The sequence below is a fragment of the Chromobacterium sphagni genome (genome assembly GCF_001855555.1).
Lineage (GTDB): Bacteria > Pseudomonadota > Gammaproteobacteria > Burkholderiales > Chromobacteriaceae > Chromobacterium > Chromobacterium sphagni.
On sequence record NZ_MKCT01000034.1, the window covers coordinates 1 to 16,726 of the forward strand.

At 61.2% G+C, this 16,726-nt stretch carries 22 protein-coding genes and 1 pseudogene; 18 read left to right on the top strand and 5 right to left on the bottom strand.

What is annotated here, in order from left to right; all coding sequences use genetic code 11:
* Both BI344_RS13965 and BI344_RS13970 read left to right on the top strand, forming a co-directional pair.
* Positions 1-182: pseudogene (locus tag BI344_RS13965) on the top strand (phage tail sheath subtilisin-like domain-containing protein); the annotation flags it as partial.
* Positions 183-184: 2 nt separating this feature from the next.
* Positions 185-709, top strand: coding sequence for a phage major tail tube protein (locus BI344_RS13970; RefSeq protein WP_047243715.1), 525 nt, complete (start codon positions 185-187; stop codon positions 707-709).
* A gap of 63 nt (positions 710-772) precedes the next feature.
* On the opposite strand, the gene BI344_RS13975 is transcribed toward BI344_RS13970, so the two are convergent.
* From BI344_RS13975 to BI344_RS23020, 4 genes are read right to left on the bottom strand one after another with little or no spacing between them, the layout of a single operon-like run.
* The gene (locus tag BI344_RS13975) at positions 773-1,069 is read right to left on the bottom strand and encodes a hypothetical protein (protein WP_071113504.1); all 297 of its coding nucleotides are present in this window, start codon (positions 1,067-1,069) and stop codon (positions 773-775) included.
* Positions 1,070-1,086: 17 nt separating this feature from the next.
* A complete protein-coding gene (locus BI344_RS13980; RefSeq protein WP_071113505.1) occupies positions 1,087-1,632 on the bottom strand; it encodes a hypothetical protein in 546 nt (181 codons plus the stop codon).
* A 2-nt stretch (positions 1,633-1,634) separates the two neighbouring features.
* Complete coding sequence (locus BI344_RS13985) at positions 1,635-2,249, bottom strand: glycoside hydrolase family 24 protein (protein ID WP_095210832.1); 615 nt, start codon at positions 2,247-2,249, stop codon at positions 1,635-1,637.
* Positions 2,242-2,775 (bottom strand): PAAR domain-containing protein, encoded by a 534-nt coding sequence (locus tag BI344_RS23020; RefSeq protein ID WP_083370223.1) that lies wholly within the window; start codon positions 2,773-2,775, stop codon positions 2,242-2,244. The genes BI344_RS13985 and BI344_RS23020 overlap by 8 nt, the downstream gene beginning before the upstream one ends.
* A 144-nt stretch (positions 2,776-2,919) precedes the next feature.
* Between BI344_RS23020 and BI344_RS13995 the strand changes: the two genes are divergently transcribed.
* Positions 2,920-3,189 carry a phage tail assembly protein gene (locus BI344_RS13995; protein WP_071113506.1) on the top strand — a complete coding sequence of 90 codons (270 nt, stop codon included), beginning with the start codon at positions 2,920-2,922 and terminating at the stop codon, positions 3,187-3,189.
* Positions 3,190-3,331: 142 nt separating this feature from the next.
* On the opposite strand, the gene BI344_RS14005 is transcribed toward BI344_RS13995, so the two are convergent.
* On the bottom strand, positions 3,332-3,535 hold the full coding sequence (locus BI344_RS14005) for a hypothetical protein (protein WP_206600402.1): 204 nt from the start codon (positions 3,533-3,535) through the stop codon (positions 3,332-3,334).
* Between the two features lie 29 nt (positions 3,536-3,564).
* Between BI344_RS14005 and BI344_RS14010 the strand changes: the two genes are divergently transcribed.
* From BI344_RS14010 to BI344_RS14080, 15 genes are all read left to right on the top strand, one after another.
* Positions 3,565-6,237, top strand: coding sequence for a phage tail tape measure protein (locus BI344_RS14010; protein WP_071113508.1), 2,673 nt, complete (start codon positions 3,565-3,567; stop codon positions 6,235-6,237).
* Positions 6,237-7,130 (top strand): phage tail protein, encoded by an 894-nt coding sequence (locus tag BI344_RS14015; RefSeq protein WP_071113509.1) that lies wholly within the window; start codon positions 6,237-6,239, stop codon positions 7,128-7,130. Before BI344_RS14010 ends, BI344_RS14015 begins: the two co-directional genes overlap by 1 nt.
* Complete coding sequence (locus BI344_RS14020; protein WP_071113510.1) at positions 7,130-7,336, top strand: tail protein X; 207 nt, start codon at positions 7,130-7,132, stop codon at positions 7,334-7,336. Before BI344_RS14015 ends, BI344_RS14020 begins: the two co-directional genes overlap by 1 nt.
* On the top strand, positions 7,324-8,496 hold the full coding sequence (locus BI344_RS14025) for a phage late control D family protein (protein ID WP_071113511.1): 1,173 nt from the start codon (positions 7,324-7,326) through the stop codon (positions 8,494-8,496). Before BI344_RS14020 ends, BI344_RS14025 begins: the two co-directional genes overlap by 13 nt.
* Complete coding sequence (locus tag BI344_RS14030; RefSeq protein ID WP_071113512.1) at positions 8,493-9,101, top strand: phage baseplate assembly protein V; 609 nt, start codon at positions 8,493-8,495, stop codon at positions 9,099-9,101. Before BI344_RS14025 ends, BI344_RS14030 begins: the two co-directional genes overlap by 4 nt.
* On the top strand, positions 9,067-9,417 hold the full coding sequence (locus tag BI344_RS24035) for a hypothetical protein (RefSeq protein ID WP_139167032.1): 351 nt from the start codon (positions 9,067-9,069) through the stop codon (positions 9,415-9,417). Before BI344_RS14030 ends, BI344_RS24035 begins: the two co-directional genes overlap by 35 nt.
* A 76-nt stretch (positions 9,418-9,493) precedes the next feature.
* Positions 9,494-9,838 carry a GPW/gp25 family protein gene (locus BI344_RS14040; protein ID WP_071113514.1) on the top strand — a complete coding sequence of 115 codons (345 nt, stop codon included), beginning with the start codon at positions 9,494-9,496 and terminating at the stop codon, positions 9,836-9,838.
* A complete protein-coding gene (locus BI344_RS14045) occupies positions 9,835-10,941 on the top strand; it encodes a baseplate assembly protein (protein ID WP_071113515.1) in 1,107 nt (368 codons plus the stop codon). The genes BI344_RS14040 and BI344_RS14045 overlap by 4 nt, the downstream gene beginning before the upstream one ends.
* Entirely contained in the window at positions 10,934-11,515 is a 582-nt protein-coding gene (locus tag BI344_RS14050; protein ID WP_071113516.1) for a phage tail protein I, read from the top strand. Before BI344_RS14045 ends, BI344_RS14050 begins: the two co-directional genes overlap by 8 nt.
* Entirely contained in the window at positions 11,515-13,296 is a 1,782-nt protein-coding gene (locus tag BI344_RS14055) for a tail fiber protein (protein ID WP_071113517.1), read from the top strand. Before BI344_RS14050 ends, BI344_RS14055 begins: the two co-directional genes overlap by 1 nt.
* A gap of 10 nt (positions 13,297-13,306) precedes the next feature.
* The gene (locus BI344_RS14060; protein WP_071113518.1) at positions 13,307-13,915 is read left to right on the top strand and encodes a tail fiber assembly protein; all 609 of its coding nucleotides are present in this window, start codon (positions 13,307-13,309) and stop codon (positions 13,913-13,915) included.
* Positions 13,916-14,068: 153 nt separating this feature from the next.
* Entirely contained in the window at positions 14,069-14,827 is a 759-nt protein-coding gene (locus tag BI344_RS14065; protein WP_071113532.1) for a DNA adenine methylase, read from the top strand.
* Between the two features lie 344 nt (positions 14,828-15,171).
* On the top strand, positions 15,172-15,351 hold the full coding sequence (locus BI344_RS14070; RefSeq protein WP_071113519.1) for a DUF1843 domain-containing protein: 180 nt from the start codon (positions 15,172-15,174) through the stop codon (positions 15,349-15,351).
* Positions 15,352-15,389: 38 nt separating this feature from the next.
* On the top strand, positions 15,390-16,025 hold the full coding sequence (locus tag BI344_RS14075) for a DUF1842 domain-containing protein (RefSeq protein ID WP_071113520.1): 636 nt from the start codon (positions 15,390-15,392) through the stop codon (positions 16,023-16,025).
* 54 nt (positions 16,026-16,079) lie between these two features.
* Entirely contained in the window at positions 16,080-16,691 is a 612-nt protein-coding gene (locus BI344_RS14080; protein WP_071113533.1) for a DUF1842 domain-containing protein, read from the top strand.
* The last annotated feature ends 35 nt before the right edge of the window (positions 16,692-16,726 follow it).

A 16,726-nucleotide genomic window follows, 5' to 3' on the forward strand; every position in this document is an offset into this window, starting at 1 on the left:
GCGACGGCGCCTTGTTGGGCTTCAAGGCCTGGTTCGACCCGGCCCGCAACCCGACCACCGAGCTGTCGGCCGGCCATCTGTTGATCAGCTACAAGTACACGGTGCCGCCGCCGCTGGAGCGCCTGACCTTTGAAACCGAGATCACCTCGGAATACCTGCTCAGCCTGAAGGGAGGGAACTGACCATGGCCGGCAAGATTGAAATCAACCGCATCACCAACGCCAACATCTACATCAACGGCAACTCGCTGCTGGGCCGCGCCGAGGAGGTCAAGCTGCCGGATGTGTCCGCCATCATGCAGGAGCACAAAGCGCTGGGCATGGTCGGCAAGATCGAACTGCCGGCCGGCTTCGACAAGCTGGAGGGCGAGATCAAGTGGAACTCGCTGTACAAGGACGTGGCCAAGATCATCGCCAACCCGTTCCAGGCGGTGCAGCTGCAGGCCCGCTCCAGCATCGAGACCTACGGCGCCCAGGGACGCATGCAACAGGTGAGCCTGGTCACCTTCCTGACCGTGATGTTCAAGAAGAACCCGCTCGGCACCTTCAAGCAGCATGAGAACGCGGAATTCTCTTCCGCCTTCTCCGCCACCTACATCAAGCAGGTAGTGGACGGCGAAGAGATGCTGGAGCTGGACTACATGGCCAACATCTTCCGGGTCGGTGGCGAGGACATGCTGTCCGTCTACCGCAGCAACATCGGCGGCTGACCGTCACTCCAAATAAACCGGGCCCGCGATTGCGGGCCCGGTTTATTTCAGACGACAGGGCGACTAAATTAAGTCTTCCCGATATGGCTTCAGCTGCTCCTGCACCCTCGCATTGCTCTTATATTTCTTGTCCAGACGCTTCAGCTGCCGCTTTGCGCTATCGCAGTAACGATTGATCTCCCTCACTAGCTGCCGCTGCTCTGCGGAACGCTCCCCACTGATTTCGCCAGCTAAGTGTATGCAGCTATCCGCGTCTTCCAGGAAACGCACGACGTCTCCAGGCTGTTGGAGGGGAGCGGCTTCGCCTGCGGACGATTGCATCGTCGCCATGCAGACCAGCAGGACAAACGCTTTCATCATGTTTGGCATTGCCTGGCTTACTTGCAACCCTTCGTGATCTTGCCGCTATCAATGTCTTGGGTGGAGCAAGAGGCCTCTTGGTACTTGCCTGCCTTAAAGGAAAGCCGAGTCAAATAGCATTTCCCGCCACGGCACTGAGCTTCCTCTATGTCCTTCATGCCGTTGCTGCTGCTGCCTAAGACCCGAAAAGCGTCTGAATTGCCCGCATGGATGATGTTGTTCCGCTCATCCACTATCCAGTGAAAGAAGGTGTGCGCGCCATAGAAAGTCGAGAGATACGGTTCTAACTTTGGACGAACGAACAGAAAAGCTTTGTGGCTTGTGGAAAGGGGGAGCTTGCGGCTGACGAACAGCTGCTGATAGTCACCAGCCTTGATGTCCTTGTCCGCCATTTCTTCGTCGGCCTGAGATTTCAGATCCGCATCCAAGCTGACGATCATTTCCGCCTGCATCTTGGATACGCCGGGCCAGCCATCCGTTTTCTGTTCCGTATAGGTTTCGAAGATAGGTTTAGCCAGCACAGCGCTTGACAATAATGCGATTGCCACACCCAAAGCTTTCATCATCATTCCTTACTCACGGTTCCGCCATGGCCTTTGAACATCGACACCACTTCTTCATATTTGAAATAATGCTGACCCGCCACGCGGTTGCCTGCGCCCTTGCCTAAAGGCATGGAGTTCCAAGTTTTGGCGGCCTTGCCGATGGCAACGGCCATATCCCCGTCTACGACGGCCTCTATCGCTTTAGCCTGCCTCAAACCCTCTACTGCAATCAGGTCTTGCGTATGAGGCGAAAAGTCCGATAGCCCCATTTTCTTGATGCCGTTCTCGGTCCAGTTCGCTTTGTTAATTTGATACCGGCCTGCTGCAGTTGTTTTGCCGCCTGCGCCTGGGCCTGGGTGCGTGGAATAGTCTTTGATACGCCACTTATCGTTTTTCTTACCCTTGACCGCGCCGTACATAAAGTCGTAATCGCCGCCTTCGCAGTCGGCTATCGTATCGAGAAAGGCTTTCACATTGGGAGTGCTGAGGTAAGCCTCGTTTTGCGCTTTGCGTATGGCTTTCTTATCGACTTTGACAACTTTGGCGCTGCTGTCGCTTGCGGGCGTGGTGGTCTTCTCCGCGACCTTGACTAAAGGCGTGCCCGTTTCGCTGACATGTGCGGTGGTATCAGTCATCAAAATCCCCAATATGGATAGCCACGATTTCCGCCGCCTTATGATCATCAATCATATGGGTATGGCCACTACCATCCGTCTTCCCGCTCTCTTTACTGCCATCGGCTCGAACGATGGTGTACTCGGCATTTTTCAAAGGTTGGCCATCCTCATCTCGTAATTGGTATTTGTCATTAAACATCAGTGCGGCTGCTGCGGCTGCTGCCGCGGCAACGGCTGCGACATCAGCCGCAGCTCCTGTTGTGGCGCTGCCGCTGCCCTCATAACCACGCATGACGGAACCTAGCGTGCTGATCAGTTTGGCGCCGCAGCTGACGGCATGGCCATCCAGCGCCACGCCCTTGCCGCCCACCGTCCAGGTGGGGTCACCTTCCACAATCACGCAATTGGTGTGGCCCTGCTGCGGGCAGGTAACGGAGTCGCCCACCAGGGCGACGGCCTTGCCGAACATAGTGGTGGTGCTGGAGGCGCTGACCACTTTGCCGCCGTGGCTGGTGGGGTCGCCCAATCGGATAACGGGTTTCATGGCCGCGCAAAATACCACGATACCTTGACCTTTTCGACTGACCAAACGTGCAAGCCCTTCTTTAAAGCCCTTTAACGGCGTTCTTGGCCTCCGCCGGCCACAATCCTTTCGTGGTTCCCAATCAATCAACCGGAAGGATGCTCCATGGGCAAGGTCACTTTGCAGTACCCGTTCACCAACGCCGCAGGCCAACGCATCGAAGCGCTGGACATCAAGCGCCTGAAGCGCGCGGACCTGAAAGCCGCCAGCCGTCACAGCCAGGACGACGCCGACCAGGAAGACTTCCTGTTCGCCCGCATGACTGGCCTGACGCTGGAAGATATCGACCAGTTGGACATCGCCGATAGCCGCGCGCTCTCCGATTGTTTTCGCCAAATGGTGGGCACCGGAGACCAGCCTGCAGCAGCTGGATGAAGTGCTGTGGATTGCGTTGCGGATGCAGCCCTCTGAAATCGACGGGCTGGAAATGGTGGATTACTGGTGGTGGGTGGAAGTGGCCGAGCGGGAGATCAAGCGCCGGAGTGCGTAGCGCGGCGGTATACGGCCAGCAAGACCGCTACCATAGGCCAGTCGCAAAGGATGCGCCGGCCGCCAAGGGCGCGCCGGCTACCGCTGCCAGCGGCAATGCGATGGCGAACAGGATAACCGCGGCCCACAGCGGCAGATTGGCAAAGCAGACCCAAGCAAGCCAGATGGCTCCGCTGCAGATGGCCAGCCAGTAAATGGCTTTGGCGGTAGTGAGGGCGGTTTTTTCAAACATGTTTACAGCATAGCAAAAGGTCGCATGGCATGGCCAATGAACTGCTGATCGGGGTAAAAATCGGCGCGGCGCTGTCCGGCACGTTTCAGTCTGCGTTCGCATCTGCACGCGGCACCGCTGCGCGTTTGGGCCAGGTCGCCGATGAGTTGCGGCTCAAGCACAACCGACTGGGCGACGCGATGGCGCGGGCGATGTCCCACCCCACGCGCAATGTCGCGGAGCTGAAGCGTCAATATGACCGACTGGGCCAGACCCTGGATCAACTGCGCAGCAAGCAGGAACGCCTGACGACAAGCCTGGCACGGGGAGAGATGTTGAAGGCTGCGCGTGCCGATCTACGCGGCCAAGCGATGGAAACGGCAGGCACGGCTCTGGTCTTAGGAGGCCCTGTTGTTAAGTCTGTAAAGGTGGCGGCTGACTTTCAGGACCAGATGCGCGACACGGCTATCACTGGCGAATTCAAGCCTGCAGAGGAAGCCAAGCTTAGCCAAGCGGTTCGCGACGCTGCGCTCAAGTGGAACCAAGCTCAAGCAGAAGTGGCACGAGGCACCAATGTACTGGTGGCGGGCGGCATCCAAGACGCCAAGGCACTAGAAAAGTATGCTCCGATCATGGCCAAGGCGGCCACCTCAACCCGCGCCAGTATGGATGATTTGGGCAGCGTGGCCATCGCGCTGAAGGACAACCTCAAGGTGGGCGAGGACAGTTTTGAGGGCGCGCTGAATATGCTGGCGTATGCGGGTAAGCGCGGCCAGTTTGAAATCCGCGACATGGCGAAGTGGCTGCCGGCGCTGTCGCCGTCGTTCCAGGCTCTGGGGGTCACTGGCAAGGAAGCCGTGGCGGAGATCGGCGCTGCGCTGCAGATCGCTCGCAAGGGGGCCGGATCAAACGACGAGGCGGCCAACAACTTCAAGAATTTCCTACAGAAGATTACCGCCCCCGACACCCTAAAAGATTTTGAGAAAGCGGGGATTGATCTCAAGAAAAGCATGATGAACCTGCGGGCTGAGGGAATGACTCCCGTGCAGTCGATGCTGGAGATCATTACGCGCTACATGGGTTCAAAGGGACCAGAAGCCGCGGGGCAGTTTCAAAAGGTCATGGCGATCAAGGACGATAAGGAGCGGGAAGCTGCTCTTCAGCGGTTGTCCGAAGCCTACAAGTTGGGCGAGCTGTTCCAAGACATGCAGGCGATGTCCTTTATCCGACCCGCCATTGCCAATATGAAGGACATGAAAAGCATCAAGGATGGTTCGGTAGCCGCCAGCGATAAGGATTTGCTAGGCGAGGATTTCAAGAAGCGAATGGAGACCGCAACCGAGCAGTTCAAAGCGTTCAAAATTGGTCTGACGGATATCGGCATTACCATTGGCAACACACTACTACCCCCATTGACTGAAATGCTGCAGGAGCTAAAGCCCAGCATCAAAGCCTTTGGAGAATGGGCCAAGGAGCATCCCGGTCTGATCAGAGGGGTGATTGGGCTTGTTGGCGGCTTGCTGGCTGGCAAACTCGCCTTCATTGGAATCAAATACGGGATCATGCTGTTACTGTCACCGTTTAATTCTTTGAAATCGGCCATCACTTCTGTTTCTGGCAAGTGGACTCTATTGCGGGCTTTGTGGCAGACAGGCCGCTTCGCGCCACTGATTTCCGGCCTGCGAAGTGTTGGCGGCGGTGTCATGGCGGTTGGACGTTTCCTGCTCCCGTTTGGCCGTGGCTTTGCGATGGCCTTCGGTTCGCCTTTGATGCTGGCCGCGCGCGGCGCGCTGGCGCTGGGCCGCGTATTGGGCGGCGGTTTGCTGGGCGGCATTCGTTTAGTGGGCCAGGCGGTACTGTGGCTGGGCCGGGCCGCGATGATGAATCCGATTGGACTCGCGGTGATGGCGATAGCCGGCGCGGCCTATCTGATTTATCGCTACTGGACGCCAATCAAGGCCTTCTTCGGCAAAGTTTGGGCCGCAGTGGACAGCGTGTTCAAACGCTATCCCATCCTCAACTATCTAATCCCCATCATCGGCATCCCGCGGCTGATCATCGCCAACTGGGGCCGCATCAAAACCTTCTTCAGCGGACTGTGGGAGAGCGTGAAGCAGTCCATGGCCAGCGCCTGGAGCTGGATGAAGGCCAAGGTGGCCAGCTGGATCGTGTTCTGGCTGCCGGTGTTCCGCTTTGCCGGGGAGCTGCCCGGCAAGTTCATGCAGGCCGGCAAAGACCTGGTGATGGGGCTGGTGGGCGGCATCAAGTCGAAACTCGGGGCAGCGAAAGACGCGATTGTCGGCCTGGGGACAGGCGTCAAAAACTGGTTTACCAACCACCTCGGCATCAAATCGCCATCGCGAGTCTTCATGGGCTTTGGCGACAACATCGCCCAGGGCGCGGCCATCGGCATTGACCGCAGCGCTATCCACGCCGCGCGCGCGACCGGCGCAATGGCCCGCGCCGCGACCAACGCCTGGGGCAAGCCACAGCTGCGCACGCAGGTTGCGGCCGAGGGGCTGCAGCATCTGCAGGCGGGTGGCAAAGGCGCTCCTGCAGGCGGCGGCATGGTGGTCCACTTCAGCCCGGTCATCAACGTGCCCGCAGGAGCGCCGGAAGCAGTCAAGAGCGCGGTTCAGTCCGGGTTGCAGCTGTCGATGAATGAGCTGGAGCAGATGATGCGCCGTCTCTTGCAACAACAGCAACGGAGGGCCTTCGACTAATGTTTGCGCTCCTGGGCGAGGTCCAATTCGACCTCATTACCTATTTCGACGGCTTCGAGTCGCAGTTCGGCGCCGACTATGCCGAGCATGCGCTGATTGAAGGCAAGCCGCGCCTGCAGTGGATGGCTGACAAGCTGGACGAAATCCGCATCCAGCTGTCGTTCCACAGTCAGTTCTGCGATCCGGAGCGCGAGCTGCTGAAGCTGCGCCAGGCGCTGACGGACCACCAGGCGATGGCGCTGGTGCTGGGCAACGGCGATTACAAGGGCTGGTTCGTCCTGACCGATTTGCAAGCCACCAGCAAGCAAACCGACAAGGCCGGCACATTGATCGCGCTGGAGGCCAGCATCACGTTGCGCGAATACGTGGGCGACAAGAAGAAGCCGCTGCCGCCCGCCGTGCAGCCGGCGCAACCTCCGGCCGCGGCCGTCGCCTCTCCGGTGGGCCAAGCCGCTGGCACGCTGAAGGCCGCCACCTCGTCGGTGCGGGACAACATCCGCCAGGCGGTGGCCTATGCCAACCAGGGCCAGGCCGCTATCCGCCTGGCGCGCGACTCGGCTCAACTGGCCAAGCAGATGGCAGGCAATCCGCAAGCCGCTCTCGGCCGGGTGTCCGGCCTGCTTGCCGATGCCCAGCGCGCGGCAACGCCGCTGCAGCAACTGGCCGAGGTGAGCGGAAAGCTCCCAGAGGCCGCCGGCATCGCCCGCGCCGGCGCCAATGCCGTGGCCGCGGTGCGCAGCGCGCAAAACACCCTGGGCTCGGTCAACGCCGGCAATCTGGCTGGCAAGCTGGATACCTACGCCGGCTACCTGGACGCAGCCGGCAGCGCGCTGGACGCTGCGTCGCCGGCCATCAGCAAGCTGGCCGCCAAGGTCATCACGAGGGCCATCTGATGTTCCTGAACCACATTACCCGCGAGGGCGAGCGCTGGGACCAGATCGCCTGGCGCTACTACGGCGACGCGCTGGCCTATGAGCAGATCATCGCTGCCAACCCGCACGCGCCGCTGGGCCTGGCGCTGCCGGCCGGGCTGACCCTGTCCATCCCGGTGATTGAACAAGCCGATCTGGCTGAGGAGCTGCCGCTATGGATGCGCTGAATACGGTTCCGCACCCGGTGTTCCAGCTCGCCTATGGCCAGCACAACATCACCAGCGACATCTCGCCCTACGTGCTGTCGGTAACGTATACCGACTATCTGTCCGGCCAGTCTGACGAGCTGGAGGTGGCGCTGGAGGATAGCGACGGCCGCTGGATCAATGCCTGGTATCCGCGCCAGGGCGACAAGCTGACACTGAAGATCGGCTATGCCGGCGAGCCGCTGCTGCCCTGCGGCGAGTTCGAGATCGACGAGGTGGAGTTCGCCTTCCCGCCGTCCACGGTGTCGATCAAAGCGCTGGCGGCCGGCGTGAAGAAGTCGGTGCGCACGCGTGTCGGCCGGGCCTATGAGAACACCACGCTGGCGGCCATCGCCCAGCGTATCGCCAAACGCAACCACCTGGTGCTGGTCGGCAAAATCCGCGACATCCGCATCGACCGGGTGACGCAGTACCAGGAGCGCGACGTGGCGTTCCTGGTGCGCCTGGCACGGGAGTTCGGCTACGTGTTCAAGATCACCGGCAACAAGATGGTGTTTAGCGAGCTGGCCGACCTGCGCGACGGCGCGGCGGTGCTGACGCTGCAAAGGACGGACCTGACCTCGGTTCACCTGCGCGACAAGATCAAGGAGATTTACCAGGAAGCCAAGCTCAAGCGCCACAACCCCAAGACCAAGAAACTGGTGGTGTATGGGATGAAGGCTGGCCAGGTGGCCGAGGTGGGCCACACCACCCAGACCAGCAAGAAAGGCGGCCATACGCCTGGCACCAGCGGCGACACGCTGAAGATGGCCGGCCGCGCCTCGTCCAGGGCGACGGCCCATGCCAAGGTGAAGGCGGCGATGGACAAGAGCAATTTGGAGCAGACATCCGGCAGCCTGGCGCTGCCAGGCCAGCCGAAGCTGGTGGCGGGTACTACGTTTGACCTGGCTGGCCTGGGCAAACTGAACGGCCGCTACCTGGTGGAATCGGCCCGCCATCGGATCGACCGCAGCAGCGGGTATTCCACCGAGTTGGAGGTGAAGCGCGCCAGCCTGCCGGTGCAGAAAGGCTCCGGCCGCACCGGCAAAAAGGCTGCTAGAAAAGGGCTGAAAGTCTACGGTATGAAGAACGGCCAGGTCGACGTGGTCGGCACCACGCCGCAGAAAGGCAAGAAGAAATGAACGAGACCCTGGACGAGTTCGGCGCCACCATCAAGTACGGCACCGTCAGCGCCAGCAAGCCGGGCTTCGCCCGTGTGCGCCTGCCGGACATGGACAATATGCGGACCATGTGGTTGCCCATCGCCTATCCGAAAACCCAGGACGACCAGGCATGCTGGACCTACGACACCGGCGAGCAGGTAGCAGTGCTACTGGACGCCCACGGCGAGGATGGCGTGATCCTGGGCGCGATCTACTCCGAAGCCGACCTGCCGCCGACCACCAGCCGCGACAAGTTCATGGTGCGGTTCAAGGACGGCGCGCTGCTAGAGTACGACCGAGCCAGCCATGTATTGACCGTGTCCGGCGTACAGAAAGTGGTGGTTGAGGCAAGCGCCACTGTCCTGGTGCAGGCCGGGGCCAAGGTAACCGTCGACGCACCGGATACCGAGTTCAGTGGCAATGTCCTGGTGAAGGGCAAACTGGTGGGGCAAGGCGGGATGGCAGTGTCGGGCGGGGCCGGTTCGGCGGCGGTGATCAGCGGGAATGTGCAGGTGGATGGTGATGTCAATGCCAATGGCGTTATTATGGATGCTGGAGGAAACTCCAACCACCACTCCCATTAATGCATTCAACATCGGAGGTTATATGTCAATCTCAGGTAGCGAAGAGATTTTGCAACCGCATATAAAGGCAACAATTGAGTGTGATGGAACTTATTGGCAAGTAAGGCTCCATGCGATTCCACTCAAAGGCCAGTTGATCAAGTTTTTTTCCTTCCTTGATGTTCAGCAAGGGGAAGATCGCTACAAAAACTTTGAAGTAGTGGAAGTCGTCCATGATGTGCGTGACGTGATACCGGATGATCCGCGTTATCAGGGCCACCATGAGGTACGTTTGGTAGTAAGGCCATCGACAAGCACACATTTTAGTTTCAAGTAATCCGGACCTTTTCGGTAGGATTTAGCAGTAAACCCCTTTAAAGTCCCTCGCACGGTTCATACGTCAATATTGTCGCATGAACCGGCTATCTGACTCCCTTCACTGGCAACCCGCGCTGTACCACCCCGACCTGGTCGAGGCTGAAGCGGATATCGACCAGTGCATCCGCATCATCCTGACCACGCCCAAGGGCAGCGATCCGCATCGCCCGGACTTCGGTTCTGAAATCCATCTGTATATCGACTACCCGGTCACTCAAGCCGTGCCGCATGTGGTGCGCGAAGCCGTGGAAGCGATCCGGCAATGGGAGCCGCGCTGCCAGCTGGTGAAGGTGGCGCCGCTGATCGACGGTGCCCGCATCATCCTGCGCGTGACCTGGCGCATCGCCGCTGGCGTGCGGGAAACGGAGGTGAGGCTGTGACCCTGCCCGAGCCCGACTTCATCGCGCGCGACCCGGCCGCCATCACCGCCGAAATCATCACGCAGTACGAGCAGATGAGCGGCAAGACCTTGTACCCGGCCCAGGTGGAGCGGCTGCTGATCGACCTGATCGCCTACCGCGAAACGCTGGTCCGCGTCGGCATTCAGGAGGCGGCCAAGCAGAACCTGGTGGCTTTTGCCCGCGCGCCTATGCTGGACTACCTGGGCCAGTTGGTGGGCGTCACCCGTCTGCGGGCCCAGCCGGCCCGCGCCACGCTGCGCTTTACCCTGGATGCGCCGCTGGCCAACCCGCTGCTGATTCCCGCCGGCACCCGCGTGGAGAGCGGCGACGGGGTGGTGGCCTTCGCCACCGATGAGGCGGCGACGTTGCCGGCCGGCATGATGTCGCTGGAGATTGCCGCTACCTGCCAGGATGCGGGCAGCGCCGGCAACGGCTGGCAGCCTGGCCAGATCGTCAACCTGATGGACGACCTGGGCGACATGGACGTGGTGGTGACCAACACCGCGGTGACGGCCGGAGGCGTGGACGAGGAAGACGACGAACGGTTGCGCGAGCGAATCATGCTGGCGCCTGAGTCATTCTCCAATGCCGGCAGCCGCCAAGCCTACCGCTTCCACGCCCTGCGCGCGCACCAGAACATTGTCGACGTCGCGGTGCTGTCGCCCACGCCTGGCGTGGTCCAGCTCTACCCGCTGCTGAAAACCGGCTTGCCTGACGCCAACATGCTCGCCCTGGTGCAAGCCACCTGCTCGGCCGATAAAGTGCGGCCGTTGACCGACCGCGTGCAGGCGCTGGCACCGGCCGCCGTGGACTATGTGATTGAAGCCCAGCTCAAGCTGTTCGGCTCGGCAGATGCGGTCCTGGTTCGTGCAGCGGCGAACGAAAGCGCCGCGACCTATGCCGGCTTCCACTCGGCCGCGCTCGGCCGAGACATCGTTCCCAGCCAGATCATCGCCGCGCTGCAGGTGGACGGCGTCTACGAGGTCACGCTGATCAGTCCGCAGCGGCTGGAGCTCGCAGAGAACGAATGGGCGCGCTGCAGCGCCATCAGGCTGATGCCTACGGAGGCGACCAATGGCTGATCTTCCGCTGCCGCCCGCCCTGGCCGGGGACGCCCGCAGTCGCATCCTGGCCACGCTGTCGGCCAGGATCAGCGATGCCGATTTGTCCACGCTCCTGGTCTACCTGGTGGACAACGTGACCGGCTCGGCGTTGCCGCACCTGGCCGAGCAGTTCAGTCTGACCGGCGCCGACGGCTGGACGCTGGCCGAGTCCGATGATGCGCGGCGCAACCTGATCAAAACGGCCATTGAGCTGCATCGCTACAAGGGTACGCCCTGGGCGATCCGCGAGGTGATCCGCCGCCTGGGCCTGGGCGAGGTGACGCTGATCGAGGGGCTGGCCGACAAGCAACATGATGGCGCCACCCGCCGCAACGGGATTTATTTCCACGGCGAACCCACCGCCTGGGCCCGCTACCGCGTACTGCTGCAGCAACCAATCACCAACGACCAGGCCAACCAGGTCCGCAGCATGTTGGCTGTCTATGCGCCGGCTCGCTGCCACCTGACCAGCCTGGACTACCAGGGCGTGGCCAACCGCCATAACGGTGCGATTGCCACCCGTGACAAACAATTCAACCGAGGGAGTGCCTGATGTCGTATTTGCCGGAAAAGTCCGTCTGGGAGGATGGCATCTATCAGCTGGAGACCTCCGATCCGGTGTTGGCCGGGCCGGATGGCATCGATAACCTGCAGGGCAAGCAGTTGGCCAACCGCACCGCCTACCTGAAGAAGCAGGTGGACGACCTGGTCTCCGGTGCGTTGACTGCCGAGTACGCCGACCGGCTGAAAACCTCGCGGACCTTGGCCATGACGGGCGATGGCGCCTGGAGCGTGAACTTTGACGGCAACGGCAATGTCAGCGCCGCCATGACGCTGGCCAATACCGGCGTAGCTGCGGGCAACTACGGCATGGTAACGGTGGACGCCAAGGGGCGCATCACCAGCGGCCGGCAGATGGCGGCAGCGGACGTGCCGGCACTGGACTGGAGCAAGATCGCCAGCGGCCGGCCGTCAACGCTGGATGGTTACGGCATCGCCATCGCCAGCCAGGCAGAGGCTGAAGCCGGCAACGACAACAGCCTGGCAATGACGCCGCTGAAGGTGGCGCAGGCATTGAATGCCATTGGCCTGGCTGGCCGCGCCAAGAACATCACCACTGGATCGCTGCAAACCATCCGCCCCAACGGCCTCTATCATGTGGATGCCGTCGGGCAGGTTGTCGACGCGCCGGTAAAGTGTAATGGCATGCTGTTAACCCACTTCCTCAACGACAAATGGGGCAATCAGGTCTACTGGATGTGGGGCGGCGACACGTATGAACAGCGGCTGGAAAACGGCATCTGGAAACCCTGGGTCAAGGTTCTGAAATCCGGCCGGCAAAGCACGCTGGCCGATTACGGCATCACCGATGCCGCCAGCAAAACAGAGCTGCAAGCGGCTATCAGCAACGTCATCGCCGGCGCGCCGGGCGCCCTGGACACCCTGCAAGAGCTGGCGGCCGCGCTGGACAATGACGCCAGCTTCGCCGCCAACCTGACCAAGAAGCTGGCCGGCAAAGCCGACAAAGCCAGTACCTTGGCCGGCTACGGCATCGCCGATGCATTTCCACTGCGGGCGGACATTGCATCGGCGGTAGATCTGGACACCCTCACTATCACCGGCATTTACCACAACCCCGCCAACGATAATGCGATCAAGGGCAAGAATTGGCCCTGCCCACAGGCCGGCCAACTGACCGTGAGGGCGACCGGCGAGATGGTCTATCACACCTATCAGGCGTTTGCCGATGGGGGATTCTGGCACCGCTGCCGCTATCAGGGCCGCTGGACTGTGTGGCGCCAGCTGGCGGATGCCGCCACCACGCAGGATGGCATCACCGCCGCCGCGCCGCCTGGGCAGATTGCCTATTTCGCCCGCGACACGCCGCCGCCGGGCTGGATCATCTGCAACGGCGCGCAGGATGTATCGCGCGCAACCTACGCCGCACTGTTTGCGGCCATTGGTGAGCGATTCGGCGCTGGCGATGGCAAAACCACATTCGGCGTGCCAGATCTACGCGGCGAGTTTATCCGCGGCTGGGATGCTGGGGGCGGTGTAGACGTCGCCGGCCGCAGTTTTGGTAGCCGCCAGGCCTCTCAGAATCTGGCACACGATCACGCCATCCCGACACCGGCAGGCAATATTGCCGGCCAGGACACTGTCCTCGTGGACAATGGCGGCGCGCCGCTGGATTTGGGCGCGCGGCAGGCGTCAAATGAATTGTTGGGAGAGTGGAACGGCAGCGGCAGGTATTTGCGTTACGCGACATACAGCACCGGCGGCAACGAGTCCCGGCCCCGCAACGTCGCGCTGCTGGCCTGCATCAAAGTCTGAGGGGGCACCAATGAACGAACAAAAAATAGTGTATTGCTACAGCGCCGCGACCGGCGAATGCACCGGGCAAACCACGGCGCAACGCTCGCCGCTGGATGTGGACGAGGTCTATCTGATTCCCGCCTGGGCGGCAGAAGCTGCCCCTCCGGCGGCCGGCCCGCGCCACGCGGCCGCCTGGCGCGCGGCCGACGGCAGCATCCCCGCCCATTGCATCCTGGGTGGCGGCTGGCAGCTGCTGCCGGATTGGCGCGGCGTGCCGCTGTGGGACACCGCCACGGCGCAGCCGATTGCCGCGCAGCTGGGCGACACGCCGGAGGCGCTGGGCGCGACCGAGCTGGCGCCGCCACCGTTTGGCGTGTGGGATGGCGCGGGTTGGAGCGTTGACCACGCCGCCGCGTTGGCCGCACAGCGTGCCGCAGTCGAAACGGAAATCGCCGCGCGGCGCGGCCAGGCCGATGCGGCCATTGTGCCGCTGCATGATGCGGCTGGCCTGGGCATGGCGACGCCAGCTGAAGCCGAACTGTTGGCCGCCTGGCGGCGCTACCAGGTGGAGCTGTCCCGAGTGTCGAATCAGCCAGGCTTTCCGAACCAAATTGATTGGCCGCTGATCCCGGCATAGTGCAGAAAACAGCAGTCGAGCAGGTGTTGGAGCACCCGCTCGACTAGCTGACCCGCAGAGCAGACCTGCAAGTCATCCCAAGGCTGTCATTGCCGTTGGCCAACGGTGAAACAAGCCTATCGGGATATTTCGCATCAGGAAAGAGTCTTGCAGATGTTACAAATCACAGCAGCACCCATCGTTCCATGGATTGGCGGCAAGCGCCGTCTGGCCAAGCACATCCTTCCTCTGTTTCCCGAGCATATCTGCTATGTCGAACCCTTCTGCGGCGCGGCCGCGCTCTATTTCCTGAAGGAACCGGTCAAGGTAGAGGTAATCAACGACGTCAACGGGGAGCTGGTCAACCTTTACCGAGTCGTACGCCACCACATGGAAGAGTTTGTCCGGCAATTCAAATGGTCGCTGACATCGCGGCAAATCTTCAAGTGGTTGCAGATCACCCCGGAGGAGACGCTGACCGACATCCAGCGGGCTGCCAGGTTCTTCTACCTCCAGAAGATGGCCTTCGGCGGCAAGGTGGACAACCAAAGCTTCGGGACGGCCACCACCAGTCCCCCCAAGCTCAACCTGTTGCGCCTAGAAGAAGACTTGTCTGCCGCCCACCTACGCCTGAGCCGCACCTATATCGAAAACTTGGACTGGACTGACTGCATCAAGAAGTACGACCGGGAGCACACGCTGGTCTACTGCGACCCGCCATACTGGGGCACTGAGGGCTATGGCGTAGACTTCGGTTTGCACCAGTATCAGCGCATGGCAGAACTGGCCAAATCGATGAAGGGGCGGATGATCATCTCGGTCAATGACATCCCAGAGATGCGCCAGGCTTTTGATGGGCTGAGCATGGAGCGAGTAGACATTGCCTACACGGTGGGTGGCGCCGGCCGCAGCAAGGACAAGAAGGGGAACTGATCATCCGTAACTGGTGATTGTCCACCGAAAGAGCGAAGGGGCCAGCCGGCCCCTTCGTGTGGGAAGTGAAATTCTTTTGCGGATGCTGGAAAATGGGTTGATCACCATTTATCGCGCAAAATGGCGCACAGTTTTCGCGCCGCGCTTCACCGGGCCTCCAGCTGCAACTGAACTCCCTCGCACCCCTCATCCCCCTCTCCGTCACCCGCCCTGTACTTAAGGGCAGGGCAGAAACCGGGCCAGCTGCTAATCAGAAAGCACTGCCCGGAGTTCGCCAAGCCCGAATGACGGCGCCCCGCGCATATTCCCCTCTCCATGCTTTCAATTTCTTCGAGAAAACGAACATGAGCGCACAGCCCACCCATACCGTCCAGCCCTACGGCGTAGCCATTCAGCAAGCCATAGCCGAAGGCAGTCTTCCCCAGATGAAACAGCTGCACAAGCAGAGCGAGCAGTATCTGAATGATCTGCGCGCCCAGCTCAAGAATCTGGAAAGTGAAATTTCCCGCCTGGAAAAGCGCTAAGCCGATCCCGGCATCATCGTCCCACTTGCGGAGGTTCTATGTCAGGCAACACTCAGGCTCTTGAAGGACTGTTTCCGGTCAGCTACATCATCACCACCGGCGCGCCCGGCGCCCAAACCCTGCAACTGAACCTGCTGGTCAACAGCGCCGGAGAGACCGTAGCCGGCACAGCCCGCGTCACCCAAGCCACCAATCCGCCGCTGGACCTGCACTCGGACGTGTGGGGCCAATACACCTATCTGACCATCATGCCGCCCAGCGAAGGCAGGATACTGATCACGGCGCAAGGCAATCAGGGCGGCCCCCATTCCAACTCCGCCGCCAACTTCAAGATTCATCTGGTGCTGGAGCACAACTGGAAGAAGGGCGTGGCCAACTACAGCTATTTCAACGGCCAGCAATGGGTGGAGGTTGAAAACGTTCCCGCCAAGCTGAACGAAAAGCTGCAATCGCGCCGCTACCCTGAAATCCCGCTTGAGCCGGGCCCGGTCATCCCCTCGGGCGGACGGGTAATCCCGCTCTACGGCGTGCCCATCCAGAGCGCCATCGCCAGCGGCGACCTGACCCACATGAAAACCCTGGCCAGCCTGGCCCAGCAGCAGCTGGACAGCAAGCCGCAACTGGAGTCGGCCCTGGCCGAGCTGAAGGCTGAAATCTCCAAGCTGGGAGGCTAGCAGGGGGCTTCGTCCATCCGTTCTCGACTTTTCCAAATGACCAAGGAGTACTCCATGTCAGCAGCAGCCGGACTGTTCCACACCCGCTTGACCATTGCCTCCCCCAATCTAGGCGCCCCCGTCCTGACTCTGGACCTGGTGGTGGATACCGCCAGCAAGAAAGTGACCGGCGCGGCCCAGATCTTCCAAAGCACCAACCCGCCAGTGCGTTTCCACGCCAATGTCTGGGGCCATTTCTCCCAAGCCAAGCTGGACAAAGCCTCCGAGCACCACATCGTGCTATCGCTGGATGGCAGCCCCAGCTCTCCCAACAGCCAAATTGCCGAGACCTTCCACCTGCAAGGCATCCTGGAACAAGATTGGGAAAAAGGCTTCGCCAGCTACCGATTCTTCTATCAGGGCGCATGGCATAACGTGGTTCACGCCGTAGTGACCGAAGACAAGCAGGCGCCAGCAAAATCGGCGGAAGGCAGCCACCGCCCCACCCACCACCACCCGATTCCGCTCTATGCCGCCGCGCTGCAACAGGCTCGCGGCAGCACCGATGTCGCTCAGCTCAAGGCATTGGCCAGCCAAGCGGAAGAACAGCTGAAACAGCACGACACCATCCAGAACGCGCTGACTCAGCTCAAGGGCGAGATCATCCGCCTGGAGAAACAGCAGTAAGCCACTCCCGCGCCGGCCCGACCATCAGGCCGGCG